This window comes from Sphingomonas sp. 66-10 (genome assembly GCF_001897045.1).
GTDB lineage: Bacteria > Pseudomonadota > Alphaproteobacteria > Sphingomonadales > Sphingomonadaceae > Sphingomonas > Sphingomonas lycopersici.
In genome coordinates, this window is record NZ_MKRR01000135.1 from 150,047 (window position 1) to 176,455 (window position 26,409).

The window sequence follows — 26,409 nt, forward strand, 5'->3', positions numbered from 1 at the left end:
CTCAAGACCGCCGAACATGCCTCGCTGCAAACCGCCTGGCAGGCGTTCGCCGCCGGGCTCGGCCGCGCCGTCCCCCGGGCCGCGGCGATCTCGGTCGCGTCGCCGATCACCGGCGATCTGATCCGGCTGACCAACAATCCCTGGGTGATCCGCCCGTCGCTCATCCCCGAGCGGCTCGGCGCGGAAACCTATACGATCATCAACGATTTCGGGGCGGTCGGGCATGCCGTGGCACAAATGCCCGCCGACCAGTTCGAGCATCTCTGCGGCCCCGATGTGCCGCTGCCGGCGGAGGGCGTCACCACCGTCTGCGGCCCCGGCACCGGGCTGGGGGTGGCGCAGGTGCTGCGTACCGCGGCGCGCTATCATGTCCTCGCCACCGAGGGCGGGCATGTCGATTACGCCCCGCTCGACGCGATCGAGGATGCGCTGGTGCAGCGGCTGCGCAAGGCCTTCACCCGCGTCTCGACCGAGCGCGTCTGCGCCGGGCCGGGGATCGTCGCGATCTACGAAACGCTCGCCGAGCTCGAGGGCCGCGCGGTGTCGATGCGTGACGATCGGACGATCTGGCAGGAGGCGCTCGAGGGCACCGATCCGCTCGCGCTCGCCGCGCTCGATCGCTTCTGCCTCGCGCTCGGCGCGGTGGCGGGCGATCTCGCGCTGGCCCAGGGCGGCAAGGGTGTGGTGATCGCGGGCGGGCTCGGGCTCAGGATCAAGGACAAATTGCTCCGCTCGGGCTTCGCGCACCGCTTCGTCGCCAAGGGCCGGTTCCAGTCAATGATGGCGGAGATCCCGGTCAAGCTGATCACCCATCCCCAGCCCGGCCTGTTCGGCGCCGCGGCCGCCTTTGCCCAGGAGCATGAATGATGACCGATAACGTCCCCGCGATCGAAGGTCTGATGCGCACCAGCGCGGTCATCCCCGTGCTCGTCATCGACGATGCGGCGACCGCGCGACCGCTCGCCGAGGCGCTCGTCGCCGGCGGGCTCCGGGTGCTGGAGGTGACGTTGCGCACCCCCGCCGCGCTCGATGCGATCCGCGAGATGAAGCAGGTGCCCGGCGCGATCGTCGGCGCCGGCACGGTCGTTTCAACCGAGCAGTTCGAGGCGGTGATGGAAGCGGGCGCCGAATTCATCGTCTCGCCCGGCCTCACCGAGCGGCTCGCGCGCCCGATCATCGACAGCGACGTGCCTTTCCTGCCCGGCGTCGCAACCGCGGGGGATATCATGCGCGGGCTCGATCTGGGGCTTACGCATTTCAAATTCTTCCCGGCGGAGACGAGCGGCGGGCTCAAGGCGCTGAAGGCGCTCGCGGCCCCTTTCCACCAATGCCGCTTCTGCCCGACCGGCGGGATCACCGAAGCCAGCGCGCGCGATTGGCTGGGGTTCGCGCCGGTGCTGTGCGTCGGGGGGAGTTGGGTGACGCCCGCGGGGGCCTCGATGGCCGAGGTGGAGGCAAAGGCACGCGCGGCGGCGGGGTTGCGTTAATCCCGCACCGTTCGCCCTGAGCTTGTCGAAGGGCTGCCCTTCTTCCGAGGAAGAAAAGGACAGGGCTTCGACAAGCTCAGCCCGAACGGAGGTTAGTTACATCTCCCCCCGCGCGTGGCGGATGGCGTACCATTTCTTCACATTGGCATTGTGCTGTTCGAGCGTATTGGCGAACACATGCCCGCCGGTGCCGTCGGCGACGAAATAGAGCGCGTCGCTCCGTGCCGGATCGAGCACCGCGTCGATCGAGGCGCGCCCCGGATTGGCGATCGGCCCGACCGGCAGGCCGGCCTCGGCGTAAGTATTATAGCCGTTCTTGGCACGCAGCTCGGATTGCAGGATGCGGCGGCCGAGCGGTTTGCCCTTGGTGATCGGGTAGATCACCGTCGGATCGGCCTGCAGCGGCATCCCGCGCTTCAGGCGGTTGGCATAGACCGCCGCGACCTTGCGCCGCTCCTCCGGCTTGCCGGTTTCCTTCTCGACGATCGAGGCAAGGATGATCGCCTGTTCCGGGGTCGACACCGCGATCCCCGGTTTGCGGCGTTTCCACGCCGCGGCGAGATAATCGCGCATCGCCTTCTGCATCCGCGCGACGACCGACGCACGCGTATCGCCCTTCTGATAGGCATAGCTGTCAGGCAGGATCGACCCTTCCGCCGGCACCGCGACATCGCCGACCAGCCCGTCGGCCTTCATCAGCGCCTCATGGACAAGGATCGAGGGAAAGCCCTCCGGCACCGCGACGAGCCGCTGGCGGACCCGCCCCTCCTGCAGCAGCGTCAGCACGTCGGACGCGCTGGCGTGCGCCGGCACCGCATATTCGCCCGCCTTGATCGCCTGCCCGTTGCCGAGCAGCCGCGCGAAGCCGCGGAAACGGATCGCCGAACGGATCGCGCCGGCGCGCTGCAATTCGTTCGCCGCGCGCGCCAGCGTCGCGCCCTCGGGCACGATCACCGCGACGGGCTTGGCGGCGGGCCCCGCCCCGAGCCAGTCGTGGGTCAACCAGCCGAGCGTCGCCCCGCCGAGAATGACGAGCAACGTCGCGAGGCAACCGAGCTTTCTCATTCCATTATCATCCCGGCTCTCGTTTCCACCCCGGCGAAGGCCGGGGTCCAGCAACGGGCCGGCCGAGACTGGATCCCGGCCATCGGGGTCCCCGCAAAGTGGTACTTTGCGGGGTGCCCCTCCGCCGGGATGGTCATGTTAGACTGCCTTCATCACCAGCGAGGCATTGGTCCCGCCGAAGCCGAACGAATTGTTGAGCACCGCGCGCACCGGCCGCTTCTTGGCGACATGCGGCACGAGATCGACGCCGGCGCAATTCTCGCTCGGATTGTCGAGGTTGAGCGTCGGCGGGACGATCTGGTCGCGCATCGCGAGCAGGCAGAAGATCGATTCGACCGCGCCGGCGCCGCCCAGCAAATGACCGATCGCGGATTTGGTCGAGGACATCGACAGGTTGCCGATCGCATTGCCGAACAGCCGCCGCACCGCGCCGAGCTCGAGCTCGTCGCCGAGCGGGGTCGAGGTGCCGTGGGCGTTGATATAGTCGATATCGCTCAGCGACAGCCCGCTCTTGCGCATCGCCATTTCCATCGAGCGGAACGCGCCCGAGCCTTCGGGATGCGGCGCGGTGACGTGATAGGCGTCGCCGGAGAGACCGTAGCCGATCACCTCACCATAGATCTTGGCGCCGCGCGCCTTGGCCCGCTCATATTCCTCGAGCACCACCACGCCCGCGCCCTCGCCCATCACGAAGCCGTCGCGATCGCGGTCATAGGGGCGGCTCGCCTTTTCGGGCGTGTCGTTGAAATTGGTCGACAGCGCGCGCGCCTGCGCGAAGCCGGCGATGCCGAGCGGGCAGATCGCGCCCTCGGCGCCGCCCGCGAGCATCACATCGGCATCGTCCATCGCGATCATCCGCGCGGCGTCGCCGATCGAATGCGCGCCGGTCGAGCAAGCGGTGACCACCGCATGATTCGGCCCCATCAGCCCGTATTTGATCGAAACCTGCCCCGAAATGAGGTTGATCAGCCGCCCGTGGACGAAGTGCGGCGAAACGCGCCCCGGCCCCTTTTCGTGGCAGACGATCGATTCGCTGGCGATTCCCGGCAATCCGCCGATCCCCGCGCCGATCGAGCAGCCCGCGCGGAATCGCTCCGCTTCGGTCATTTCGGTGAGCCCGGCGTCTTCGAGCGCCTGCCCGGCGGCATCGATGCCATAGATGATGAACGGATCGACCTGGCGCTGGATCTTGTGATCGACGCGCTTCGACGGATCGAAACCGTAAGCATGATCGGCCGGTTTCACCTCGCAGGCGATGCGGCACTTCTGGTCCGACGCATCGAAACGGGTGATCGGGCCCGCGCCCGACCGGCTGGCGATCAGATTGGCCCAGCTCGTCTCGACGTCCGCACCGAGCGGGGTAACGAGGCCAAGACCGGTGACAACGACGCGACGCATGTGCGAATCTCCGAAAAATACAACAGGCCCAGCCCCTTATGGGGCTGAGCCTGTCGAAGCACTATCCTGCTGCCAATGGCGGCATCCCTTCGACAAGCGCAGGGCGTTCAGGACAGCTTAGCTCTGGGGTTTGATCCCCGTCTCAGCCCTTGTGCTCGTCGATATAGCTGATCGCGTCCTTGACGGTCGTGATCTTCTCGGCGGCGTCGTCAGGGATTTCGACACCGAATTCTTCCTCGAACGCCATCACCAGCTCGACGATGTCGAGACTGTCGGCACCGAGATCGTCGATGAAGCTGGCGTCCTCGGTCACCTTGTCGGCTTCGACGCCCAGATGCTCGACGACGATCTTCTTCACGCGGTCGGCGGTCTCGCTCATTATCTGGCCCTCATATCGTTGGGGGTTATTGGTTGCTGAACGCAGCTAGAACGGCTTGGGGTTCGTGGCAAGCGTGCGTTCATCTTAGCGGGCAAACTTGGGCTTACACCATCGCCATTCCGCCGTTCACATGCAACGTCTGGCCGGTGACATAGCCCGCTTCCTTCGACGCGAGATAGACGACCGCGGCGGCGATGTCTTCCCCGGTGCCGAGATCGCCGGCCGGAATCCTGCCGAGCAGTGCGGTTTTCTGCGCTTCCGGCAGCACGTCGGTCATCGCCGAGCGGATGAAGCCGGGGGCGACGCAATTGACCGTGATGTTGCGGCTGGCCAGCTCCTGCGCCAGCGCCTTGGACATGCCGACCAGCCCCGCCTTGGACGCGGCATAATTGGCCTGCCCCGGATTCCCGGTCTGCCCGACGACCGAGGTGATCGAGATCACCCGGCCGAAGCGTTGCTTCATCATCGGCTTGGCTGCAGCGCGAATCAGGCGGAAGGCGGCTTCGAGGTTGACCTGGATCACCTGCTGCCATTCCTCGTCCTTCATCCGCATCGCGAGATTGTCGCGCGTGACGCCGGCATTGTTGACGAGGATATCGAGTCGCCCGCCGAGCGCTTCCGCCGCCGCGGGGACGAGGGCATCGACCGCCGCCGGATCGGACAGATTGGCCGGCACCGCGACGTGATCGCCGCCGAGGCTGTCGCGAAACGCAGCGAGCTTTTCGGCATTGGAGCCCGAAACCGCCAGCCGCGCGCCCTGCGCCGCGAGCCCGCGCGCGATCGCCGAACCGATCCCGCCCGAAGCGCCGGTCACCAGCGCGGTCATGCCTGTCAGGTCGAACATTTGAATCTCCTGGAAAATCCCGCTGCCTCATCCACCGTCACGCCGGGCTTGACCCGGCATCCAGAGCCACACATGCCGCCGCCCGTCGCCCTGGATGCCGGATCAAGCCCGGCATGACGGTTATTCTTTCTGCCGTCACCTCGGCCTCGAGCCGGGTGACGAGACTTCAAAGCGTCTTCAGCAGCGCTTCGATATCGTCCATCGTCACGACGCTGAGCGGCGCCGCATCCGGCGCGATGCGCTTGACCATCGGGCCGAGCACCTTGCCGCCGAATTCGACGAAATCGCTTACCCCGGCCTCATGCATCGCCAGCACCGATTCGCGCCAGCGCACCATCCCGGTCACCTGCCGCACCAGCCCGGTGCGGATCGCATCGACCGCGCCGACCGGCGCCGCATCGACGTTGCAATAGAGCGGCACGAGCGGCGCGGCGATGCGCGCCTCGGCGAGCGCCTTTTCCATCGCCTCGGCGGCGGACTGCATCAGCGAGCAGTGGAACGGCGCCGAGACGGGGAGCGGCAGCGCGCGCTTCGCGCCATGATCCTTGGCCAGCGCCACCGCGCGATCGATTGCCTCCTTATGGCCGCTGATCACCACCTGCGAGGGATCGTTATCGTTGGCGACCGCGCAGACGAGCGTCTCGCCGGTCTCCGCGCGCACCGCCTCGATCGCCGCGGCGGCGATCGCCTCGGCCTTTTCGAGATCGGCGCCGAGCAACGCCGCCATCGCGCCGACCCCGACCGGCACCGCCGCCTGCATCGCCTGCCCACGCAGCTTGAGCAGCCGCGCCGTCGTGGCGAGGTCGAACGTCCCCGCTGCGCACAAGGCGCTATATTCGCCGAGCGAATGCCCCGCCACGAAATCGGCCTTGTCGGCCAGCGACACCCCACCCTCGCGCTCGAGCACGCGCAATGTGGCGATGGCATTGGCCATGATCGCGGGCTGGGCGTTTTCGGTGAGCGTGAGCTCCTCGGCCGGCCCCTCGGCCATCAGGCGGAACAGATTTTGCCCGAGCGCCTCGTCGACCTCCTGAAAGACCTCGCGCGCATAGGGGCTCGCGTCGGCGAGCGCCTTGCCCATGCCGACAGACTGGCTCCCCTGCCCCGGAAAGATGAACGCGCGCATGCTGCCTCCTTGATCGAAGCGCGCGGCGTAAGCGCGGGAATGGCGCGGGGTCAACCTCGCGTGCGGACCAGCACGATTTCGGTGCCCGGCGCGAACAGCCGGTGCGCGATCGCCGGCGGCACCAGCGGGGCCAATCCGAGCGCGCGGATCAGGCTGCCGAGCCGGGTCGGCGGCGGCGGGTAGCGCGCGACGATCGTCCCTGCCGGCGCCGCATCGGCCGGCGCGACCGCCAGTCCGCCGGGCGCCGCGGGCGTGGCGCGGATGTTGTGCAATTGCCCGAAGGCGATCGGTATCTCGGCGCGGCGCACGTCCGCCGGTGCGCCCGCGACGATCTCGCCGGGATGCGCGCGGGCGGCGGCGACCAGCGCCTCGGCCTGCCAATGCGGATGCGCATTGCCCGCGCCCATCAGGATCAGGTCGCTGGCGACGATCGCCGCGAGCAGCCCGATGCGCCACCGCGCGGGCAGCCGATCGAGCCACACGGCCAGCACCAGAGTCGCGGCAACCGCGGCGAGCATGAAATAGCGCGGGTTGAGCACCAATTTGGTATAAAGCGCCCCGACCAGGACGAAGCCGCTCGCCGCTATCGCCGCGAGGACGATCAGCCGGCGCCGTGCCCCCTCGCCAAGCCCGCGCGTCGCGCCCAGCGCCAGCGCGATCCCGGCGAGCCAGAACAGGAGCCCGAAATCGTCGTTGACCAGCAACACCAGCAAGGGGTCGATCGGCGGCCACAGCAGGAAATTGCCCTCGGCATTGGCGGCGCGGTCGATATGTTCGTCGTGGTGGAAAGCGATCGCATAGCGACGCAGCGGATCGCCGGTCAGCGCATATTGGAACGCTGCCTCCACGCTGAGCACCAGCATGATGCCGATACCGGCGGCAAACAGCACGCGACGCGGCACCGGGCGCCCGATCAGGAATAACGGCGCGAAGACGGCGAGCGGGAGCAGGCTCGTCTCGCGGCACAGGATCGCGATGCCGAAGCACAGTCCGGCGGCGAATCCGCGCCCGATACCGGCCCGCGCGCCGCCGAGCAGCATCGCCCCTGCGATCAGCGCGCTTGCCTCGACCAGATCGATCCCGGCGGTGGTGGCGTTGGCGACGACCACCGGCAGAGTCGCGATCAGCAGCGTCGCGATCCACCCCGCCCGCGCGCCGCCGATGCCGTGCGCATATCGCCCGACCAAAGCGACGAAGATCGCGTAGAACAGCAGCCCCGTCACCGCAAACGCGGCGAAGCCGCGCCCCACGATCGCCAGCACCCCGGCGAAGGCGAGCACCAGCGGGAAACGCGTCGTCCAATGATCCACGCCCGCCGACGGCGGATGCCGCAGCCACGCGTCGGCACCCGCATAATAAAGCGAATCGTCCGACGCCTCGAAGCCGACCCAGCCGACCCACACGGCGAGCATCGCCGCGGCGATCAGCAGCGCGGGCCACAGCCGGTTATGTCGCGAACCCGCAGATGTCATCAGCCGCCCCTACCGCCGCGTCGGTGGAGATTCGGTTTACCTTGTCCCTATTCCGTCATTCCCGCGAAGGCGGGAGTCCATTAACCCTGGTGGCGCGGCTTAATTCGATAGGCCAGCCAGAATGGGTTCCCGCCTTCGCGGGAATGACGAGGGAAGGTCGGCCCCTCCCCACCCTTGCCTTTTCGCCATTTTCCTATATGGGACCGCCCTCTCGCGGGCGACGGAGCGATCCTTCGCCCCGTGAGCTGTTTGTGAGACGACAGCCGGAGGGGCATGGCACGGGGCCATGTCAGCGATCGGCCAACGAAGGAAAGCACATGGCTCTTTACGAGCACGTGTTCCTTGCGCGCCAGGATTTGGCACAAGCGCAGGTGGACGCGATGGCGGAAGCCGCCACCAAGATCGTCGAAGCCCATAACGGGAAGATCATCAAGACCGAGACCTGGGGTCTCCGCAGCCTGGCGTATCGCATCGCGAAGAACCGCAAGGCGCATTATGTGATGATCGAAATCGACGCCCCCGGCGACACGATCGCCGAGCTGGAGCGTCAGAACCAGATCAACGAAGACATCATCCGCTACATGACCGTCAAGGTCGACGCGCATGAGGCCGGCCCGTCGGTGATGATGCGCAAGCAGGAGCGTGACCGTGAGCGTCGCGCCGATCGCGCGCGTCGCGATCGTGAGGAGGAGTTCGCGTAATGGCCCGTCCGTTCTTCCGCCGCCGCAAGAGCTGCCCCTTCTCCGCGAAGGACGCCCCCCGGATCGACTATAAGGACGTCCGGCTGCTGCAGGGCTTCGTCTCCGAGCGTGGCAAGATCGTTCCGTCGCGCATCACCAGCGTGTCGGCCAAGAAGCAGCGCGAGCTCGCCCAGGCGATCAAGCGCGCGCGTCACCTGGGCCTGCTGCCCTACGTCGTGAAGTAAGGAGCGGCTCACATGGACGTCATTCTGCTTGAACGTGTCGAGAAGCTCGGCACCATCGGCGATGTGGTGAAGGTGAAGGATGGCTTCGCCCGCAACTACCTGCTGCCGAACAAGAAGGCGCTTCGCGCCAACGAAGCCAACCGCAAGGTGTTCGAGGCCAATCGCGCCCGCATCGAGGCGGACAATGCCAACCGTCGCACCGACGCTGAAAAGGAAGCCAAGGGCTTCGACAACGTCAGCGTGACGATCATCCGCCAGGCGTCGAACACCGGCCAGCTTTACGGTTCGGTCGCGGTGCGCGACATCGTCGAGGCGCTGGTCGCCGATGCGCACAAGGTCGCCAAGAGCCAGGTCGTGCTCGATCGCCCGATCAAGGCGATCGGCGTGTACGAGGTCAAGGTCGCGCTGCACCCGGAAGTGGCCGTTGCCGTCAAGGTCAACGTCGCCCGCTCGCCGGAAGAAGCCGAGCTGCAGGCCTCGGGCGTCGACGTGACGGCGCAGATGTTCGAGGAAGGTCGCGATCAGGGCGGCTTCACCGAGGATTATGATCCCAACGCCGAGCCGGGCGCCACCGCCGAAGCTCAGCCGGAGGCGGAGCAGGCGTAACGCCCGCTTCCCTTTCGGGGATAAGGAATAAGGCCCGCTGGAGCGATCCGGCGGGCCTTTTTCTTTGCGCTACCACCCCGGCGCCAGACGCCGGTGAAAAATGATGCGCGCCCTCCCCGTTCGGGCTGAGCTTGTCGAAGCCCTGCCCTTTCTTCCGATGAAGAAAGACAACCCTTCGACAAGCTCAGGGCGAACGGAGGTAGGTTTAACCCAAAGCCTCGACCTGCTCGGCCAGTTCCAGCCAGCGCAGTTCCGCCGCTTCCTTCTCCTCGCGCGCGGCGCCGATCGCCTTGGTCAGCCGGTCGAACGCCGCGGGATCGCGCGCATAGAGCCCCGGATCGGCGAGCGCCGCCTCGTCGCGCGCGATCGCCGCGTCGAGCGCCTCGATCCGCGCGGGGAGCTGGTCGTAATCGCGCTGGTCCTTGTAGCTGAGCTTGACGCGCGGCTGCGGTGGCGGCGGGGGCGCAGCCTTTGCCGGCGCGGCCTTCTTCGGTTCGGGCCGCCGCCTGCGCTGGCGCTCCCAATCCTCATAGCCGCCGACCACCGCATCGACCTGCCCCGACCCGTCGAGCCCGAGCGTCACCGTCACCGTGCGATCGAGAAAATCGCGATCGTGGCTGACGATCAGCACCGTGCCGTCATAATCGGCGATCACTTCCTGCAACAGATCGAGCGTTTCGAGATCGAGATCGTTGGTGGGTTCGTCGAGCACGAGCAGGTTCGACGGCCGCGCGAATTCGCGCGCCAGCAGCACGCGCGAGCGCTCGCCGCCCGACAGCGAGCCGACCTTGGCGTCGGCGATCGACGGATCGAACAGGAATTCCTTGAGATAGCCGTGGACGTGCTTCTTGACCCCGAGCACCTCGATCCAGTCGCCGCCGTCGGCCAGCACCTGCCGCACGCTCTTGTCGGGGGCCATCAGGCTGCGCTGCTGGTCGATCACGATCGCGTCGAGCGTCTTGGCGAGCTTCACCTTGCCGCTATCCGGCTCCAGCTCCCCGGTCAGCAATTTGAGCAGGGTCGACTTGCCCGCGCCGTTGCGCCCGACCAGCCCGATGCGGTCGCCGCGTGTCACGCGGAAGGTGAAGTCGCGGATGATCGGGCGGTCGCCATAGGCCTTGGTGACATGCTCGGCGTCGATCACCACCTTCGAGCGCGCGTCGTCATTGGCCATCGCCAGCGCGGCGGTGCCCTGCGGCCCCATCATCGCGGCACGCTCGGCGCGCATCTCCTTGAGCTTGGTAAGCCGCCCCTGATTGCGCCGCCGCCGCCCGGTGACCCCGCGCTGGAGCCAATGCTCCTCGATCTTGAGCTTGGCGTCGAGCTTCTCGGCGGCGCGCTGTTCCTCGGCCGCGACCTGATCGGTCCAAGCCTCGAACCCGCCGAAGCCGATCTCGGCGCGGCGCAGGCTCCCGCGGTCGAGCCACAATGTCTGTCTGGTCAGCCGGGTGAGGAAGGTGCGATCGTGGCTGATCACGACGAACGCGCCGTTGAAGCGCTGGAGCCAGTCCTCCAGCCATTCGATCGCGGCGATATCGAGATGGTTGGTCGGCTCGTCGAGCAGCAGCACGTCGGGCGACTGCGCCAGCGCGCGGACGATCGCGGCACGGCGCCGCTCGCCGCCGCTCGCGGTCCCGGCGTCGCGGGTGAGATCGATGCCGAGCTGCCCGGCGATCGCCTCGGCCTCGAAATGCTGTGGGGCATCGGGGGCGGACAGGACGTAATCGGCGAGCGTCGCGAAACCGGTGAGATCGGGCTCCTGTTCGAGCAGGATCACCTTGGTCCCGGGGACGATCGTGCGCCGCCCCTCGTCGGCGTCGATGCGCCCCGCGATCAGCTTGAGCAGGGTCGTCTTGCCCGCGCCGTTGCGCCCGATCAGCGCCAGCCGGTCGCGCGGCTGGATATAGAGATCGAGGTGGCGAAACAGCCAGCCGGCGCCCTGGACGACGCCAAGGTCTTCATATGCGAGAATGGGGGCAGCCATGAGGGGCGCAGATAGGGATGCGGGGGGGATTTGGGAACCGCCTAACGCCCCTTCTTCCCTTCTCCCCTCCCTGGTGAAGAGGGGAGAAGGGAAGAAGGCATAAGAAAAGGCCGGAAGGCTTGCGCCCCCGGCCTGTTCTTTTCGGTTCGGAACCGGCGACGGCAAAGCCGCCGCCGTGACGTCAGACCGGATCAGCTGCGCCGACCGGCTGTCCGATCCGATGCGAGTCCTCGGCCAGCGTGGCCGGCCGAGGCCGCATTCGGATCAGAAGTCCATCCCGCCCATGCCGCCGCCCGGCATCGCCGGCATCGCCGGCTTGTCTTCCGGCAGCTCGGCCACGGTCGCCTCGGTGGTGATGAGGAGACCCGCCACCGATGCGGCGTTCTGCAGCGCGGTACGCACCACCTTGGTCGGATCGATCACGCCGGCCTGCACCAGATTCTCATAGGTGTCGGTCGCCGCGTTGAAGCCGATCGACTGATCGCCGCCGTCGAGCAGCTTGCCCGCAACCACCGCGCCGTCGTGGCCGGCGTTGTGCGCGATCTGCTTGACCAGCGCGGTCAGCGCCTTGCGGACGATGTCGATGCCGCGGGTCTGGTCGTCGTTGGCGCCCTTGAGCCCGTCGAGCGCCTTCGTGCCGTACAGCAGCGCGGTGCCGCCGCCCGGAACGATGCCTTCCTCGACCGCAGCGCGGGTCGCGTGCAGCGCATCGTCAACGCGATCCTTGCGCTCCTTGACCTCGACTTCGGTCGCACCGCCGACCTTGATCACCGCGACGCCGCCGGCGAGCTTGGCCAGACGCTCCTGGAGCTTCTCGCGGTCGTAATCGCTGGTCGTCACTTCGATCTGCTGGCGGATCGCCTCGACGCGGCCCTTGATCGCGGCCTCGTCACCGGCGCCGTCGACGATCGTCGTGTTGTCCTTGTCGATCGTCACGCGCTTGGCGGTGCCGAGCATGCCGAGCGTGACGTTCTCGAGCTTGATGCCGAGATCTTCGCTGACGACTTCGCCCTTGGTGAGGATCGCGATGTCTTCGAGCATCGCCTTGCGACGATCGCCGAAGCCCGGCGCCTTGACCGCCGCGACCTTCAGGCCGCCGCGCAGCTTGTTGACTACCAGGGTGGCCAGCGCCTCGCCTTCGATGTCCTCGGCGATGATCAGCAGCGGACGACCCGACTGCACAACCGCCTCGAGGATCGGCAGCATCGACTGCAGGTTCGACAGCTTCTTCTCGTGGATCAGGATGTACGGGTCGTTGAGCTCGACCTGCATCTTTTCCGGGTTGGTGATGAAGTACGGCGACAGATAGCCGCGGTCGAACTGCATGCCCTCAACCACGTCGAGTTCGAATTCGAGGCCCTTGGCCTCCTCGACGGTGATGACGCCTTCCTTGCCGACCTTCTCCATCGCTTCCGCGATCTTCTCGCCGACTTCCTTGTCGCCGTTGGCCGAGATGATGCCGACCTGGGCGATCTCGTTCGAGCCCGAAACCGCCTTCGAACGCGCCTTGACGTCGTCGACGACCTTGTGGACCGCGAGGTCGATGCCGCGCTTCAGGTCCATCGGATTCATGCCGGCCGCGACCGACTTCATGCCCTCGCGGACGATCGCCTGCGCCAGCACGGTGGCGGTGGTGGTGCCGTCACCCGCGATGTCGTTGGTCTTCGAGGCGACCTCGCGGACCATCTGCGCGCCCATGTTCTCGAACTTGTCCTTGAGTTCGATTTCCTTGGCGACGGTGACGCCGTCCTTGGTGATGCGCGGCGCGCCGAACGACTTGTCGATCACAACGTTGCGGCCCTTCGGCCCCAAAGTGACCTTCACCGCGTCGGCGAGGATGTCCACGCCCTTCAGAATGCGCTCGCGCGCGTCGCGCGAGAATTTGACGTCCTTGGCTGCCATGTTGGCTACCTTTCAATCTGACGAATGTTGAAGAAATTCGGGTGGCGGAACGCCGATCAGCCCTCGACGATGCCGAGGATGTCGCTTTCCTTCATGATCAGCAGGTCTTCGCCGTTCACCTTGACTTCGGTGCCGGACCACTTGCCGAACAGAATGCGATCGCCCGCCTTCACGTCGAGCGGGGTGACCTTGCCGTCTTCGCTCTTGGCGCCCGCACCGGCGGCGACGACCTCGCCCTCCTGCGGCTTTTCCTTGGCGGTGTCGGGGATGATGATCCCGCCGGCCGTCTTCTCTTCCGCCTCGACGCGGCGGACGAGAACGCGGTCGTGCAACGGACGAAAGTTCATTGCTGTTCCCTCTCTAAAGGCAATGTGACAATTCGTTGGCACTCGAAGAAGCCGAGTGCCAGCGCCGCGCATATGTGGGTCGGCCCAGCCCCGGTCAATGGCGAGGCGTACAAAAAATTTGTGACGGTTTAGCGCGCGGCCGTCAGCCCGAGCCGGTCGCGCGCGCTCCAGCGCCACATCAGCAGGATCGAAACGACCAGCAATCCGGCCGCCAGCCCCATCCAGATGCCGACCCCGGCAAGCGGGGTGCGGAAGCCCAAAACGATCGCAGTGCCGAAGCCGACCACCCAATAGCCGAACAGCGCGACCAGCATCGGCACGCGCGTATCCTGCAGCCCGCGCAGGTTCGCCGCCGCCACCACCTGGATGCCGTCGACGAGCTGGAACACCGCCGCCACCGCGAGATAGCTCACCGCGAGATGCACCACCGGGGCGTTGAGCGGGTTGCCGAGATCGAGATAGGCGCTGACCAGCAGCCGCGGCGCGACCCACATCGTGAGTGCGCTGATCGCCATCGAGCCGGTGCCGACCGCGAGCGCGATCCGCCCGGCGCGGCGGATCCACTCGCTGTTGCGCGCGCCATAGCCCATGCCGACACGGATCGTCGCCGCCTGCGCGATCCCGAGCGGCACCTGGAAGGTCAGCGAGGCGATGTTGAGCGCGACGGCATGCGCCGCGACCTCCTTGACCCCGAGCACCCCCATCAGCAGCGAGGCGCCGCCGAACAGCGCGCCCTCCGCCATCCAGGTAAGCGAGATCGGCAAGCCGAGCCGGACGATCTCGCGGAAGCGCGACCATTCGCTCCGCCACCAGCGCCCGAACAGGCGATAGCGCCGCAGCCGGCGATCGAAATGCAGGATCAGCCAATAAGCAATCGCCATCAGCGACAGGCTGAGCACGCTCGCCAGCGCCGATCCTTCGAGCCCGAGCCGGGGGAAGCCGGCATTGCCGAACACCAGGCACCAATTGGCGACGATGCTGAACGCCAGCGCCATCCCTGTCACGCCGAACGCCCAGCCCGGGCGGCCGAGCGCGGCGGCGCTGGTGCGCATCACCCCGGCGGCGACCGCCGGGAAGGTGCCGAGCAGGATGATATGCAGGAAATGACCCGAGCGCCGCGCGACCGCCGGATCCTGATCGGCGAGCAGCAGCAGCCGCTCGCCGTTCCACAGGATGATCATCACGACGATCGCCGCGGCGGCGCCGACCCATAAGGCCATGCGGAAGCTGCGCCGCACCTCGCGCACCGCATGTTTGCGCCGGCCGAGCTCGGCCGCGATCAGCGGCGAGGCCGCGGTCGTCAGCCCGATCGTCGAATACATCAGCAGGTTGAACATGAACACGCCGAGCGTCGCCGCCGCCAGCTCGACCGTGCCGAGCCGCGCGACGAAGATCACGTCGACCGCCGCCACCGCCATCTGCAGCAGGTTCGCGCCGACCAGCGGCCCGGCGAGCGTGAGCAGCGCGCGCAATTCCGCTCGCGCCGTCGCGGGAGCAGAGCCGGTGAGCGGCGCAAGGGTTTCGGCGGTCATGACGGTGCGACTTTGCGGTTCTCGGGGTGGAACGAACGCCGGGTCGCACGCCAGCACGGCCTCCTCGGGTGGCCGTACGCTCGTCTAACCCTTGCGCATTACACTGGCAAGACCGCCGCTAAGATTATGACTTAATTTGGAAATATCGGAGCCTATCCCCCCCTCTTCTCCCCACCCTCGTTAAGGGAGGGGAGAAAATGGATTACCCCGAGGAAGCCTAACGCCCGTCGGGCCGGCTCGTCACGATCGCGACCCCGCCCTTTTTGATCGAGACGAGATGCTCGACGCCGTCGTCGCATTTCGCGCGCCACGTCGGGACGCCATTCTCGTCGCCGACGCGGACCGCGTCGATCACGTCCTGACACGACAGCCCCGCATCGCGGATCGCGCGCATGAACACGCCCCATTGCTGCCCCGGCGGCAGTTTTTCGACGATCGCGCCGGTATCCTGCAGATTGGCGGCCGCAGCGGCGTGGTTATCGGATGCCCCCGAATGGCCCGAACAGGCGCCAAGCAGCGCGACGAGCGGGAAGACGATTATCGCTTTCATCTGTCCTTCTCCGGTGACGTTCCTTGAGCGAATCTAGGAAATCGGGCGCGCAGGCGCAACCGAGCAGCAGGAGGAACGGGGTCAGGAATTCGCGATGCCGCTCGCCGAATTCGAACCAGATGTTGAACAGCGCAAGCTGGATCAGACATGCCGCGACGAGCAATGCCACAGCGCCACGCGGCCGGCGCCACAAGGCAAGCGCCGCCGTACCGATCAACAAGAGGTGCGTCGCCTGCGCCACCGGGAACAAGGATTGCGCAAGCCGCGGCGACGGGGCGGGACGCATATCGCCGAGCCGCGCGACCTCCGCCTGCGCGATCGCCATCGCGCGGAAGAACTTCTGCAGCGTCAGGCGGACGAACCCGGCCGGGTTCTGCTCGATCCAATGCCAGGCCATCGCCGCCAGCGTCCGCGAATAAGCGAGTTCGGGTATCCCGCGCAGCGCGGCGGGTGCGGCGATCCAATTGCCCGTCGCATCGGGGGTGTTGCCGATCCACAAGCTTATCCCGCCGGCCGAGGTCAGCGGGATGAAGGTGTGGAACGCCAGCCAGTTGCGTATCCACCACGGCAGCATCAGCAAGGCCGCGACGATCGCCCCGCCGCTCGCCGCGCGGATCAGCGCCGGCGGGGTCCGCCACATCAGCAGCAGCCCGAGAATCGCGGACAGCGGCGCGAGCGCGGGCTGGGTCAGCGCGAGCAGCCCGCTCGCCACCCCGATCAGCGCGATCACGCGGCGATCGGCGCGCACCCGCGCGCGCAGCCAGGCATGCGCGAGCGCGAGGACGAGCAGCGCGACCAGCCCTTCCTTCTGCGCCAGCGGCGACGACAGGAGCACGCTCGGCCAGATCATATAGAGCCACGCCGCCGCGCGCCCCGCCCCGGCGTGTCCGGTCCGTTGCCCGAGCCGCGCGACCAGCAGCGCCGCGGCCCCGTCGATCAGCAGGTTGAGCGCGCACAAGGCGCCGGTCGCGAGCCCGAAGGCACCGTACCACCCCGCCAGCACGAGCGGATAGAGCGGCGGATAGAGCGCGCGCACCGTCTCGCCGATAAACGGCTCGTGCACCTGCAGGCCGTGCCCGTGGGACAGGCTATAGGCGAGCAACGGGTAGAATAAGGCGTCGCCGCCCGGAACGCGATCGAGGCACGGGATCGCGACCCCGATCCGCAACCCGGCGGTGACGAGCAAGAGCACCAGCCACGTCCGCCCCGCGGGGCGGCGCGCGAACAACGGGATCGCCAGCGCCGCGGCCGCCAGCCATAATGCCAGCACCAGCAGCGCCGCCGCGTCGATGCCGCCCCAATGCCGTATCAGCCCGGGCACGGAATAGAGCCCGTAGAGGGTGACAACCGCCATCAGCACCGCGATCGCGCGGCCGCCGCCGCCCCCCGCCGCCGTCGCGAACGGCAGCGGCGAGTGGGCGGCAGGCGTCCCGAACGATGCTTTTCCGACGCTGTTCATGCTCGACACCGGTAAAACTTTGTAAGCGATCCCTAAGGTCACAAAGGCCGGTCAGCGCAACAACGTGGCGCTGCGGCGGAATCCCGCCTGTGCGGTTATGACACAGGTTAGGCCCGGAAATGCTGGGGTTTTGATCTGGATCAAGGCCCGGCGGCACCCTCTCGCCCGATCGTCCGGGGACAAGGCAAGATCGCCGCGGGAGCTCCAAATGTCCTTCACCGAACACTGGTTTCTCTATTTGTCGATCGGCGCCTGCATCGCCTTCTCGCTCGCGGTGGGCTATGTCTCGATCGAAGATAGCATACGCCGGGGCGATTGATCGCTCCTTCGCGCAGCGGGTTCGACGCAGGGGGTTCGACATTGTGCTGAGCAACACGCACATTGCGGTGAATTTGCCCCCGCCGGCACGCGAGTGTCAGCGCTGTCTCAACTGTGCCGTGCGGAACAAGACGCTGTGCGCCAGCATCAGCGACGAGCGGCTGGCGATCCTCAGCGCGCTCGGCCGGCGCTGGCGGGTGTCGGCGGGTCAGGTCGTCACCTGGGCGGGGGACGCCAACAGCCATTGCGCCAATGTCATCTCGGGCGCGCTGAAGGTTTCCGCCTCCACCGCCGACGGGCGCGAACAGATCGTCGGCCTGTTGTTCGCGGGGGATTTCCTCGGGCAATTGTTCGTCAACGAAGCCTCGCTCACCGTCACCGCGCTGACCGATACCGATCTGTGCGCCTTTCCCCGCGCCGATTTCGAGCGCGCGCTGGCCAGTTATCCGCGAATGGAGCGGCTGCTCCTCGAACGCACGATGGCCTCGCTGCATGAAGCGCAGGAGCGGATGCTGTCGCTGGGCCGCAAGGATGCGCGCGAACGCGTGGCGGACTTCCTGCTCGATCTCGCGCGGCGGACCGGCATGTGCGGCGCGGCGGGCGAGATCCGCGTGCTGATCCCGATCAGCCGCGGCGAGATGGCCGGCTTCCTCGGGCTGACGATCGAGACGATCAGCCGGCAGCTCACCCGGCTCAAGAGCGATCGCGTCATCGATTTCTCGCGCGGCGAGCGCGAATGCGTGATCCTCAATTCGGCGGTGCTCGAAGCGATCGTCAATCCGGCGTGACATCCGCGCGGCGCGCGGCGGCGAGCCAGCTTTCCTTCAATGCGATCGCGCGCCGGCATCCGTCGAAGAAACAGCGCAGCATATAAGCGAGTTGCCCCGCCTGCGCATCGGGCAGCGGGCCGAGGCGATCGCGCAATGCCGTCACCAGATCGTCGCCGTGCGCGGCATCGAGCGCATGCATCTCGCGCAGCCCCGCCAGCGCGGCCGCATCGGGACGCGCCCCCGCCGGCAAGCGCGCGACGACCCGCTCGGCGCGCGCGAAATGGACGGTGGTGATGCCGGTCACCCGCGCGCACAACCGGCGGATCGCGGCGGAGGGCGGAAGCGCGGGCAGACCATCCGCCAGCGCCTCCAGATCGCAGCATAAAGCCCGCTGGATGACATGATCGTCTTCGATCGTATCCGGCGTCGGCTCGACAAGCGCGAGCTGCGATCGATCGGTAGGTGCGGCCATCGCTCCTTTTCCCGGCGGCAGACCGGGGCAGCGTGCCGGCGCCGGTCGCGGGCGCTTTGATCATCGTCAAAGCGCCGCGACGAACGGCACCAAAACCACGCCGGGTTCCGCGAAAGCAGGGACCCCGGGCGGCGAGCGCGCCCGCAGCGCCCGTCAGCTCGGCTGGAACACCCCGCAGGCGATCCGCGCGCCGCTGTTGCCGGAGGGGTCGGTCGCCAGATCGTCGGGATTGGCGTGGATCACCAGCGCCGCGCCGTCGGTATCGAGCAGCCCGGCCATCGTCGCGCCGGGAATGACCGCGGCGACGGTGCCGCGTCCGCCCGAATCGATCACCAGATTGGGCATGTCGCCCTCGTGCGGCCCCTGCGGGTTCATCGACCCGTGCTTCTTCATCAGCGGGTTCCAATGCCCGCCCGCCGTCTCGAACCCCGGCGGGTCGCAGCGTCCGGTGGTGTGGATATGCGCGCCATGCGTTCCCGGCGGCAGCGCCTTGGCGTCGACGGTGACGCGCAGCCCGCCCGCCACTTCGGTCGCGGTGGCGCGGCCGACGTCGGCGCCACTCGCCGAATGAAGCGCGGCAACGGCGCGCGCGCCGCCCGCGACCGGGGTGCCGGCCGACACGCCGCCGTCGTCGCGGCACGCCATCAGCGCGAGCGCGCCGGCCCCGATCATCATCACCGTCGTGACACGCATCTTTCTTCTCCCTTTATCCGCTCGGGCGAACCAATCATCGACTCTGTCGCGGGTTCCGCGATGCGCTCAATCCCGTCCACGGGCAATCAATTGCGCGAGCCGGCGGCAATCGCCGCGCTGCTGCGCGATCGCGACGACCAGCACGACGTTGAGCACGGTCAGCTCGATCAGGAAGAACCAGATCGACGACCCCGCGATCATGCTAAGGCCGAGCAGGATCGTGCGCGGATTGGCGCCGAGCACCCCCGGCAACAGCAAGGTGCGCCGCCCCGTCTCGCGCGCCAGCCGCGCGATGCGCTGGCGCTCCGGAGGATCGGGCTCCGCGCTGGCGACCAGCGCGTTGACCGGCTCGGTCGCGCCGGTCAGCGCATGCGATACCGTGAGGTAGAAGCGCGCCAGCGCGCCGCCCACGCCGGTCGATTCAACCGCGCGGTTGTGCTGGATCCACGGCACGCCATAGGCCCAATATTGGTAGCTGCGGCGCGAGCTTTCGGCGAACACCGATTGCGCGATGCGCGACACCCCGGCGCCGACCACGATCGGCCACACCCACACGCCGAACATCTGCTGCAGCGCATAGCCGAGCAGCAGGTAGAGCACGGTATGCCCGCCATAATCGCACAGCCCGTCGACCACCTCGCCGCGCGGGCTGGCGCGCCCGGTCATCCGCGCAAGATCGCCGTCGGCCCCGTCGACGACATGCCACAGCAGATGCAGCGCAAAGCCGGTCGCGATCGCCCAGGGGGTGCCGACCAGCGCGTAGAGCACGCCCGTCGCGCAGACCATCGCCGCACCGAAAATCGACACCATATTCGGCGTCACCGGGGTCGCGGCCAGCGCGCGCGCCAGCCCGCGCGCCGCCGGGTGATAAACATTATGGTTGAGAAACCCTTGCAGTTCGCGCGGTTTTCCGGTCACGGTTTGCGGCAATTCGATCGTCGCCAATGAGGGATTCCCTTCAAAACACCGTATAACGAATGCGTCATTTGCTTGACAGACGTGACGCATCTGTCACCACACTGCAATCGAGTTGTCATCCGTCGGTCTCTCCGACAAGCGGGGGTTGAATGTCATCGATTAAGGTCGCCATCATCGGGGTAGGCAACTGCGCAAGCAGCCTGGTGCAAGGCAAGTATCATTACGCCAACAGCAATAAGCCGCACGGTCTGATCCACGAAGACGTGGGTGGCTACAAGGTCGGCGATATCGAATTCGTCGCCGCGTTCGACGTCGATTCGCGTAAGGTCGGGCTTGATCTCGGCGAGGCGATCTTCGCCAAGCCGAATTGCACCAAGGTGTTCCACGCCGAAGTGCCCAAGACCGGCACGATCGTTCGCATGGGCGCCAAGCTGGACGGCGTTGCCGGCCATATGCTCACCGTGGCCAACGACCGCGGCTTCGAGGTGGACGACACGCCCGATTCGGATCGCGCGTCGATCGTCAGCACGCTGAAGGAATCGGGCGCCGAGGTTCTCGTCAACTTCCTGCCGGTCGGCAGCCAGGCGGCGACTGAATTTTACATGGAATGCGCGATCGAAGCGGGCCTCGCCGTGGTCAATTGCATGCCCGTGTTCATCGCTTCGCAGCCGGAATGGGAAGCGCGCTTCGCCAAGGCCGGGCTGCCGATCATCGGCGACGATGTGAAGGCGCAGGTCGGCGCGACGATCGTTCACCGCGTCCTCTCGAACCTGTTCAAGAGCCGCGGCGTGACGATCGATCACACCTATCAGCTCAACACCGGCGGCAACACCGATTTCATGAACATGCTCGACCGCAATCGCCTGTCGAGCAAGAAGGAATCGAAAACCGAAGCGGTGCAGGCGGTGCTCGCCGAGCGGCTGGCGGACGAGAATATCCACGTCGGCCCGTCGGACTATATCCCCTGGCTGCACGACAATAAGCTCTGCTTCCTGCGGCTCGAGGGCAATCTGTTCGGCGACGTACCGATGAACCTCGAACTTCGTCTTTCGGTCGAAGACAGCCCGAATTCGGCCGCGGTGGTGGTGGATGCGATCCGCTGCTGCAAGCTCGCGCTCGATCGCGGCATCGCCGGCGCGCTGACCGGCCCGTCGTCATTCTTCTGCAAGCATCCGCCGGAACAATATACCGACGATGTCGCCGCGCAGATGACCGACGATTTCATCCACGGCGACGCCGCGCGGCTCGCCGCCGAGTGAAGGCGCTCATCGTCGCAGCCGGCTATGGCAGCCGGCTGCGGACGGTGTCTCCCTCGAAGCCGCTCACCCTCGTCGCCGGCACGCCGCTCATCGCGCGCGTGATCGCTGCGGCGCGGGCGGGCGGCGCGAGCGCGTTCACCGTCGTGACCGGGCATGAGGCGGAGGCGGTCGAGGCGTATCTGGCCGCGCTCGATCCGGCGATCACCTGCGTCCGCACCCCGGATTGGTCGCTCGCCAACGGGCATTCGGTGCTGACCGGCGCGGATGCGCTCGGCCCCGAACGTCATTTGCTGATGATGGCGGATCATCTGTTCGATCCGGCGCTGGTCGCGCGCACGATCGCCGCGCCGCCGGCGGCGCTGACACTGGCGATCGACCGGCGACTCGGCAATCCGCTGGTCGATCTCGACGACGTCACCCGCGTGCGCACGCAGGGCGACGCGATCGTCGCGATCGGCAAGCATCTTCCCGATTACGACGCGTTCGACTGCGGGGTGTTCGCGGTCGACGGGCGCTTCCACGACGCGTTGCGTGCGAGCATCACGGCGGGCGGCGCGGGGTCGATCTCCGCCGGGGTCGAGGCGCTCGCCGCAACCGGCGGCGCGCGCGTCACCGATATCGGCGACACCTGGTGGCTCGACGTCGACGACCCCAAGGCGCTCGACCAGGCCGAAGCCGCGCTGGCGGCCTGAGCCCTCCGCTCACCTCCCCTCCCTGAAGGGAGGGGAGAAAAGCGCGTCAGGCCGCCTCCAGCGCAGCCTCTGCGCGCTGCTCCGCTTCGGCGTGGAGCTTCCAGAAATCCGCGACGCCCTCGCCCGCGACGCGGCGCTCCAGCGCGTCGAGATGCGCGCCCCAGCCGCCACCGAAGTTCGCGGCGTCCTCGCGCCCGCGCAGCCCGGTATGTTCCAGCACCAGCCGGGTCTTGTCGGCCGCTTCCGCCGCGAGCGTGATCGTCACCTCCCCCGCCTCGCCGTTCGACCAGGTGAAGGCGAGCAGGTGCGGCGGCTCGACGCGCAGGATGCGCTCGCTCCACGTCTTTCCGATCGCCTCGGCATAGCGCGCGGGGGTCGGCACCGCCTCGTCGGACAGATTGTCGTGCGCCATCGTCATCCCGATCGTCCCGCCGGGGCGCAGATCGGTCGGCCCGCCCATGAACCAGCGTGCGCGCAACTCGGGATCGACCAGATATTGCCACACCCGGTCGAGCGGCGCGGCGAGCAAGCGTTCGAAGCGCAATTCATGCGCGGTGATGCGGTCAGCCATGATCGTTCTCCAGTGTCTTTCCCAATGTTTCGAGGATCATCGTCCAGCCTTCGCGGGTGCGATCGGCATAATCGGCCCATTCCGGCGCCATCTCGTGCGTCAGCGTCAGCCGCGTGCCGCCGCGCGGCAGCGGCGCCAGATCGAGCGTGACGCGGGTCCATTGATCGGGCGGCGCGGGATCGGCGCCGAACAGGAACACCAGACGGCGCGGCCGGTCGATCGCCTCGAAACGCAGCCGGTGCGCGGCGTCGCCGGTCGCGCGGCGCTCGACGATCAGCGCCTCCCCGCCGACCCGCGCGTCGATCGCGCAGGCCAGCATCTCGCCCCCGGGCGTCGCGAACAGGAAGCGTCGCGCCTGCGCCGGATCGAGCCAGGCGTCGAACACCCGGGTCGGCGGCGCGGCGAAGTCGCGCGTGATCGTCAGCCGAACCGGCTCGTTCATGCCTGATCCTCCTGCAATAGCGCCTCGAGCGTATCGAGCCGGGCGTTCCAGAAGCGGCGCCATTCGGCGAGCCACGCCTCTGCCTCGGTAAAGCGATCGGCCTTCAACCGGCAAAGCTGCTGGCGCCCGGCCTTGCGCCGCTCGATCAGCCCGGCGCGTTCGAGCACGCCGATATGTTTGGCGGCGCCGGCGAAGGTCATCGCATGCGGCGCGGCGAGATCGCCGATCGACCGCTCCCCGCCGCGCAGCGCGTCGAGCATCGCGCGCCGGGTGGGATCGGCGAGCGCGGCAAAGGTCAGATCGAGCGAATATTCAACCATAAGGTTTCATTACCCAGCGATACCGATAATGTAAACCCTTTGGTTGAATATTAAGCGGCGAATGCGGTCACTCGTGTGAACTTTGTGAACTTTGGGCGCCTAAACGACGTCATGCCGGGCTCGACCCGGCATCCAGAGCCACAAGCGGCAGCCTGTGAGGCTCTGGATGCGGGATCAAGTCCGGCATGACGAAAGGTGGTAAGTGAAGCGCCGTCAGTCGGCGAACAGCAACACCGGGGTTTCGAGCAATTTCTTGAGCGCCTGGACGTAGCTCGCGGCATCCCAGCCGTCGACGACGCGGTGGTCGCAGCTGATCGAGAGGTTCATCAGCTTGGCGCGCACCAGGTCGTCGCCCTGGAACACCGGACGCTCGACGATCTTGTTCGGCCCGATGATCGCCACTTCGGGCCGGTTGATCACCGGGGTGGTCGCGATCCCGCCGAGCGGGCCGAGGCTGGTGACGGTGATCGTCCCGCCGCCCAGCTCCTCGGGCTTGAGCTTGGAGGCGCGCGCCGCCTCCGCCAGCCGCGTGATCTCGGCGGCGAGCTGCCAGATATTCTTGTCCTGCGCGTCACGGATCACCGGCACGGTGAGCCCGGCATCGGTCTGCGTCGCCATCCCGAGATGGACCCGGCCCGAGCGCGTCACCACCCCCGCCTCGTCGTCGTAACGCGCATTGAGCATCGGGAAGTCGGGCAAGGTGCGGCAGATCGCGACGATCAGCAGCGGCAGCATCGTCAGCTTGGGCCGCCCGCCGCGCGACGCGTTGAGATCGGCGCGGACCCGCTCCAGCTCGGTCACGTCGATCTCGTCGACATAGGTGAAATGCGGGATATTGCGCTTCGATGCGGCCATATTCTCGGCGATGCGGCGGCGCATCCCGATCACCTTGATCTGCTCGTCGGCGCGCGCACGGCTGGCGTGCGGGGCGTGATAGCCCTGCCCCGCGGCATAACGCAGATAGGCGTCGAGATCGGCGTGGCGGACGCGATCGCCCTCGGCCGGCTTCACCTGCGCCAGATCGATGCCGAGATCCTGCGCCCGCGCCCGGACCGCCGGGGATGCGAGAACGTGGCGCGCCGGTTCGGCCGGAACGCTCTCCACGGGCGCGGGACGGGCTTCGACAGGCTCAGCCCGAACGGGGAGAGGTTCGGGTTTGGTCGACAGTTCGGGATGCGAAACGCTCTCGACCGCCACCGCGACCGGCTCGATCACCGCCTCGCCCGGGGTTTCGGCGGCGATCTCGCTGGCAGCTTCTTCCTCGCCCTCGATCTCGATCACCACCAGGGTCGATCCGATCGACACCTGATCGCCGACCTCGCCGGCCAGTTCGATCACCGTCCCCGAAACGGGGCTTTCCATCTCGACCGTCGCCTTGTCGGTCATCATGTCCGCGATCTGCTGGTCTTCCTCGACCCGATCGCCGACCTTCACGTGCCACGCCACGATCTCGGCCTCGGAAATGCCTTCGCCGATATCGGGCAAGCGGAAGTTGAAACGCGCCATCGTCGTTTAGTCCTTCAGAATTTTCTTGAGGGCCATGCCGATCCGGACCGGGCCGGGGAAATAGGCCCATTCGAGGCTGTGCGGATAAGGCGTGTCGAAGCCGGTGACGCGCTCGATCGGTGCCTCGAGGTGGTAGAAGCAACGCTCCTGCACCAGCGCCGCGAGTTCCGCGCCATAGCCGGAGGTGCGCGTCGCCTCATGGACGATCATGCAGCGCCCGGTCTTGCGCACCGATTGCTCGATCGTCTCGATATCGAGCGGGACGAGCGTGCGCAGATCGATCACCTCGGCATCGACCCCGGCTTCGGCGACGACGTTGAGGCAGACGTGGACCATCGTGCCATAAGCGAGGATCGTCACCGCCTCGCCCTCGCGCACCACGTTCGCCTTGCCCAGCGGGATGCGATAATAGCCCGACGGCACCTCGCCCGCGGGATGCTTCGACCAATTCTCCGCCGGGCGATCCCAATGGCCGTTGAACGGGCCGTTGTAGATCCGCTTCGGCTCGAAGAAGATCACCGGATCATTGTCCTCGATCGCGGCGATCAGCAGCCCCTTGGCGTCATAGGGGGTCGACGGGATCACCGTCTTGAGCCCCGAGACATGGGTGAAGATTCCTTCGGGCGATTGCGAATGAGTCTGCCCGCCGAAGATCCCGCCGCCGAACGGCGAGCGCACCGTCAGCGGCGCGATGAACTCGCCGTCGGAGCGATAGCGCAGCCGCGCCGCCTCGCTCACCAACTGGTCGAGCGCGGGATAGATATAATCGGCGAACTGGATCTCGGGCACCGGGCGCAGCCCATAGGCCCCCATCCCCACCGCGACGCCGATGATCCCGCATTCGGTGATCGGCGTATCGAACACGCGGGTCTTGCCGAATTTCTTCTGCAAGCCGGCGGTGGCGCGGAACACGCCGCCGAAATAGCCGACGTCCTCGCCCATCACGACGATCGCATCGTCGCGCGCCATCATTATGTCGAGCGCGGAATTGATCGCCTGGATCATGTTCATGCGCTGGGTATCGCCGGCTTCCGCGCCGGCCTCGGTTTCGATGATTTCAGCCACTTCCATTACCCCTTGCGCGCCCACGGACGGCCCGAAGCCTGTTCCTCATCGATCATCATCTGCCGCTGCTCGGCGAGGTGCCACGGCATCTCCTCGAACACCCCGTCGAACAGGCTGTCGAGCGGCTGGTGCAGGCCGTGGCCGAGGATGCCGTTCTTCTCGGCCTCCTTCTGCGCCGCCTTCACTTCCTCCGCGACCTCGCGGTCCATCGCCGCCTGGCGTTCCTCGTCCCACTCGCCGATCGCGATCAGGTGATCCTTGAGCCGGCGGATCGGATCGCCGAGCGGCCACGCATTGGGCTCGCCCG

General features: G+C 67.3%; 28 protein-coding genes and 1 pseudogene (1 of these 29 running past the window's edge). 8 read left to right on the forward strand and 21 right to left on the reverse strand.

From position 1 onward, the window contains the following. Window positions 1-867 (forward strand): annotated as a pseudogene (locus BGN95_RS17620) (glucokinase) (it extends 50 nt beyond the left edge of the window). Continuing rightward, window positions 867-1,487 carry a bifunctional 4-hydroxy-2-oxoglutarate aldolase/2-dehydro-3-deoxy-phosphogluconate aldolase gene (gene eda / locus BGN95_RS17625; RefSeq protein WP_179511971.1) on the forward strand — a complete coding sequence of 207 codons (621 nt, stop codon included), beginning with the start codon at window positions 867-869 and terminating at the stop codon, window positions 1,485-1,487. Before BGN95_RS17620 ends, eda begins: the two are co-directional and overlap by 1 nt. A 96-nt stretch (window positions 1,488-1,583) precedes the next feature. On the opposite strand, the gene mltG is transcribed toward eda, so the two are convergent. The 6 genes from mltG to BGN95_RS17655 all read right to left on the reverse strand — a co-directional run bounded on the left by mltG (window position 1,584) and on the right by BGN95_RS17655 (window position 7,771). Beyond that, a complete protein-coding gene (mltG, locus tag BGN95_RS17630) occupies window positions 1,584-2,552 on the reverse strand; it encodes an endolytic transglycosylase MltG (protein ID WP_179511972.1) in 969 nt (322 codons plus the stop codon). Between the two features lie 138 nt (window positions 2,553-2,690). Then, window positions 2,691-3,950 (reverse strand): beta-ketoacyl-ACP synthase II, encoded by a 1,260-nt coding sequence (gene fabF, locus BGN95_RS17635; protein ID WP_286773497.1) that lies wholly within the window; start codon window positions 3,948-3,950, stop codon window positions 2,691-2,693. A 142-nt stretch (window positions 3,951-4,092) separates the two neighbouring features. Further along, window positions 4,093-4,329 (reverse strand): acyl carrier protein, encoded by a 237-nt coding sequence (locus BGN95_RS17640; RefSeq protein WP_093663957.1) that lies wholly within the window; start codon window positions 4,327-4,329, stop codon window positions 4,093-4,095. 103 nt (window positions 4,330-4,432) lie between these two features. Then, the gene (gene fabG, locus BGN95_RS17645; protein WP_179511974.1) at window positions 4,433-5,173 is read right to left on the reverse strand and encodes a 3-oxoacyl-[acyl-carrier-protein] reductase; all 741 of its coding nucleotides are present in this window, start codon (window positions 5,171-5,173) and stop codon (window positions 4,433-4,435) included. 166 nt (window positions 5,174-5,339) lie between these two features. Next, window positions 5,340-6,299, reverse strand: coding sequence for an ACP S-malonyltransferase (gene fabD / locus BGN95_RS17650; RefSeq protein ID WP_286773498.1), 960 nt, complete (start codon window positions 6,297-6,299; stop codon window positions 5,340-5,342). 50 nt (window positions 6,300-6,349) lie between these two features. Further along, on the reverse strand, window positions 6,350-7,771 hold the full coding sequence (locus tag BGN95_RS17655; protein ID WP_286773499.1) for a glycosyltransferase family protein: 1,422 nt from the start codon (window positions 7,769-7,771) through the stop codon (window positions 6,350-6,352). A 317-nt stretch (window positions 7,772-8,088) separates the two neighbouring features. On the opposite strand from BGN95_RS17655, the gene rpsF reads away from it, so the two are divergent. From rpsF to rplI, 3 genes are read left to right on the forward strand one after another with little or no spacing between them, the layout of a single operon-like run. Continuing rightward, the gene (gene rpsF / locus BGN95_RS17660; RefSeq protein WP_179511977.1) at window positions 8,089-8,472 is read left to right on the forward strand and encodes a 30S ribosomal protein S6; all 384 of its coding nucleotides are present in this window, start codon (window positions 8,089-8,091) and stop codon (window positions 8,470-8,472) included. Then, on the forward strand, window positions 8,472-8,696 hold the full coding sequence (rpsR, locus tag BGN95_RS17665; protein WP_007403456.1) for a 30S ribosomal protein S18: 225 nt from the start codon (window positions 8,472-8,474) through the stop codon (window positions 8,694-8,696). The genes rpsF and rpsR overlap by 1 nt, the downstream gene beginning before the upstream one ends. A 12-nt stretch (window positions 8,697-8,708) precedes the next feature. Continuing rightward, window positions 8,709-9,302: a 50S ribosomal protein L9 gene (gene rplI / locus BGN95_RS17670; RefSeq protein ID WP_179511978.1), complete on the forward strand. Its 594-nt coding sequence runs from the start codon at window positions 8,709-8,711 to the stop codon at window positions 9,300-9,302. Between the two features lie 205 nt (window positions 9,303-9,507). Here rplI and BGN95_RS17675 read toward each other — a convergent pair whose 3' ends face one another. From BGN95_RS17675 to BGN95_RS17700, 6 genes are all read right to left on the reverse strand, one after another. Then, entirely contained in the window at window positions 9,508-11,286 is a 1,779-nt protein-coding gene (locus tag BGN95_RS17675) for an ABC-F family ATP-binding cassette domain-containing protein (protein WP_286773500.1), read from the reverse strand. 264 nt (window positions 11,287-11,550) lie between these two features. Beyond that, on the reverse strand, window positions 11,551-13,188 hold the full coding sequence (gene groL / locus BGN95_RS17680) for a chaperonin GroEL (RefSeq protein ID WP_179511980.1): 1,638 nt from the start codon (window positions 13,186-13,188) through the stop codon (window positions 11,551-11,553). Between the two features lie 56 nt (window positions 13,189-13,244). Further along, on the reverse strand, window positions 13,245-13,535 hold the full coding sequence (gene groES / locus BGN95_RS17685) for a co-chaperone GroES (protein ID WP_179511981.1): 291 nt from the start codon (window positions 13,533-13,535) through the stop codon (window positions 13,245-13,247). A 128-nt stretch (window positions 13,536-13,663) separates the two neighbouring features. Continuing rightward, a complete protein-coding gene (locus BGN95_RS17690; RefSeq protein ID WP_179511982.1) occupies window positions 13,664-15,067 on the reverse strand; it encodes an MATE family efflux transporter in 1,404 nt (467 codons plus the stop codon). Window positions 15,068-15,284: 217 nt separating this feature from the next. Further along, the gene (locus BGN95_RS17695) at window positions 15,285-15,617 is read right to left on the reverse strand and encodes a hypothetical protein (RefSeq protein WP_179511983.1); all 333 of its coding nucleotides are present in this window, start codon (window positions 15,615-15,617) and stop codon (window positions 15,285-15,287) included. Beyond that, entirely contained in the window at window positions 15,544-17,076 is a 1,533-nt protein-coding gene (locus BGN95_RS17700) for a glycosyltransferase (protein ID WP_286773501.1), read from the reverse strand. Before BGN95_RS17700 ends, BGN95_RS17695 begins: the two co-directional genes overlap by 74 nt. A gap of 437 nt (window positions 17,077-17,513) precedes the next feature. On the opposite strand from BGN95_RS17700, the gene BGN95_RS17705 reads away from it, so the two are divergent. Beyond that, entirely contained in the window at window positions 17,514-18,182 is a 669-nt protein-coding gene (locus BGN95_RS17705; protein WP_265268946.1) for a cyclic nucleotide-binding domain-containing protein, read from the forward strand. On the opposite strand, the gene BGN95_RS17710 is transcribed toward BGN95_RS17705, so the two are convergent. The 3 genes from BGN95_RS17710 to BGN95_RS17720 form a co-directional block, all read right to left on the reverse strand. Further along, window positions 18,169-18,636 (reverse strand): hypothetical protein, encoded by a 468-nt coding sequence (locus tag BGN95_RS17710; RefSeq protein WP_179511986.1) that lies wholly within the window; start codon window positions 18,634-18,636, stop codon window positions 18,169-18,171. The genes BGN95_RS17705 and BGN95_RS17710 overlap by 14 nt on opposite strands. Window positions 18,637-18,789: 153 nt before the next feature. Beyond that, window positions 18,790-19,329 (reverse strand): superoxide dismutase family protein, encoded by a 540-nt coding sequence (locus tag BGN95_RS17715; RefSeq protein ID WP_179511987.1) that lies wholly within the window; start codon window positions 19,327-19,329, stop codon window positions 18,790-18,792. A 66-nt stretch (window positions 19,330-19,395) separates the two neighbouring features. Then, on the reverse strand, window positions 19,396-20,274 hold the full coding sequence (locus BGN95_RS17720; protein ID WP_179511988.1) for a CDP-alcohol phosphatidyltransferase family protein: 879 nt from the start codon (window positions 20,272-20,274) through the stop codon (window positions 19,396-19,398). Window positions 20,275-20,396: 122 nt separating this feature from the next. Here BGN95_RS17720 and BGN95_RS17725 point away from each other — a divergent pair, with 122 nt between their 5' ends. Further along, window positions 20,397-21,506: an inositol-3-phosphate synthase gene (locus BGN95_RS17725; RefSeq protein ID WP_179511989.1), complete on the forward strand. Its 1,110-nt coding sequence runs from the start codon at window positions 20,397-20,399 to the stop codon at window positions 21,504-21,506. Further along, window positions 21,503-22,198 (forward strand): phosphocholine cytidylyltransferase family protein, encoded by a 696-nt coding sequence (locus tag BGN95_RS17730; RefSeq protein WP_286773502.1) that lies wholly within the window; start codon window positions 21,503-21,505, stop codon window positions 22,196-22,198. The genes BGN95_RS17725 and BGN95_RS17730 overlap by 4 nt, the downstream gene beginning before the upstream one ends. Window positions 22,199-22,244: 46 nt before the next feature. On the opposite strand, the gene BGN95_RS17735 is transcribed toward BGN95_RS17730, so the two are convergent. The 6 genes from BGN95_RS17735 to BGN95_RS17760 form a co-directional block, all read right to left on the reverse strand. Next, window positions 22,245-22,769 carry an SRPBCC family protein gene (locus tag BGN95_RS17735; RefSeq protein ID WP_265268942.1) on the reverse strand — a complete coding sequence of 175 codons (525 nt, stop codon included), beginning with the start codon at window positions 22,767-22,769 and terminating at the stop codon, window positions 22,245-22,247. Then, entirely contained in the window at window positions 22,762-23,211 is a 450-nt protein-coding gene (locus tag BGN95_RS17740) for an SRPBCC family protein (RefSeq protein ID WP_179511991.1), read from the reverse strand. The genes BGN95_RS17735 and BGN95_RS17740 overlap by 8 nt, the downstream gene beginning before the upstream one ends. Continuing rightward, window positions 23,208-23,531, reverse strand: coding sequence for an ArsR/SmtB family transcription factor (locus tag BGN95_RS17745; RefSeq protein ID WP_179511992.1), 324 nt, complete (start codon window positions 23,529-23,531; stop codon window positions 23,208-23,210). The genes BGN95_RS17740 and BGN95_RS17745 overlap by 4 nt, the downstream gene beginning before the upstream one ends. A gap of 213 nt (window positions 23,532-23,744) precedes the next feature. Further along, a complete protein-coding gene (locus BGN95_RS17750; protein ID WP_265312278.1) occupies window positions 23,745-25,037 on the reverse strand; it encodes a dihydrolipoamide acetyltransferase family protein in 1,293 nt (430 codons plus the stop codon). 6 nt (window positions 25,038-25,043) lie between these two features. Next, on the reverse strand, window positions 25,044-26,048 hold the full coding sequence (locus BGN95_RS17755) for an alpha-ketoacid dehydrogenase subunit beta (protein ID WP_265312315.1): 1,005 nt from the start codon (window positions 26,046-26,048) through the stop codon (window positions 25,044-25,046). Window positions 26,049-26,107: 59 nt separating this feature from the next. Continuing rightward, the coding region (locus tag BGN95_RS17760) for a thiamine pyrophosphate-dependent enzyme (protein WP_286773503.1) at window positions 26,108-26,409 on the reverse strand (302 nt) is incomplete at its 5' end.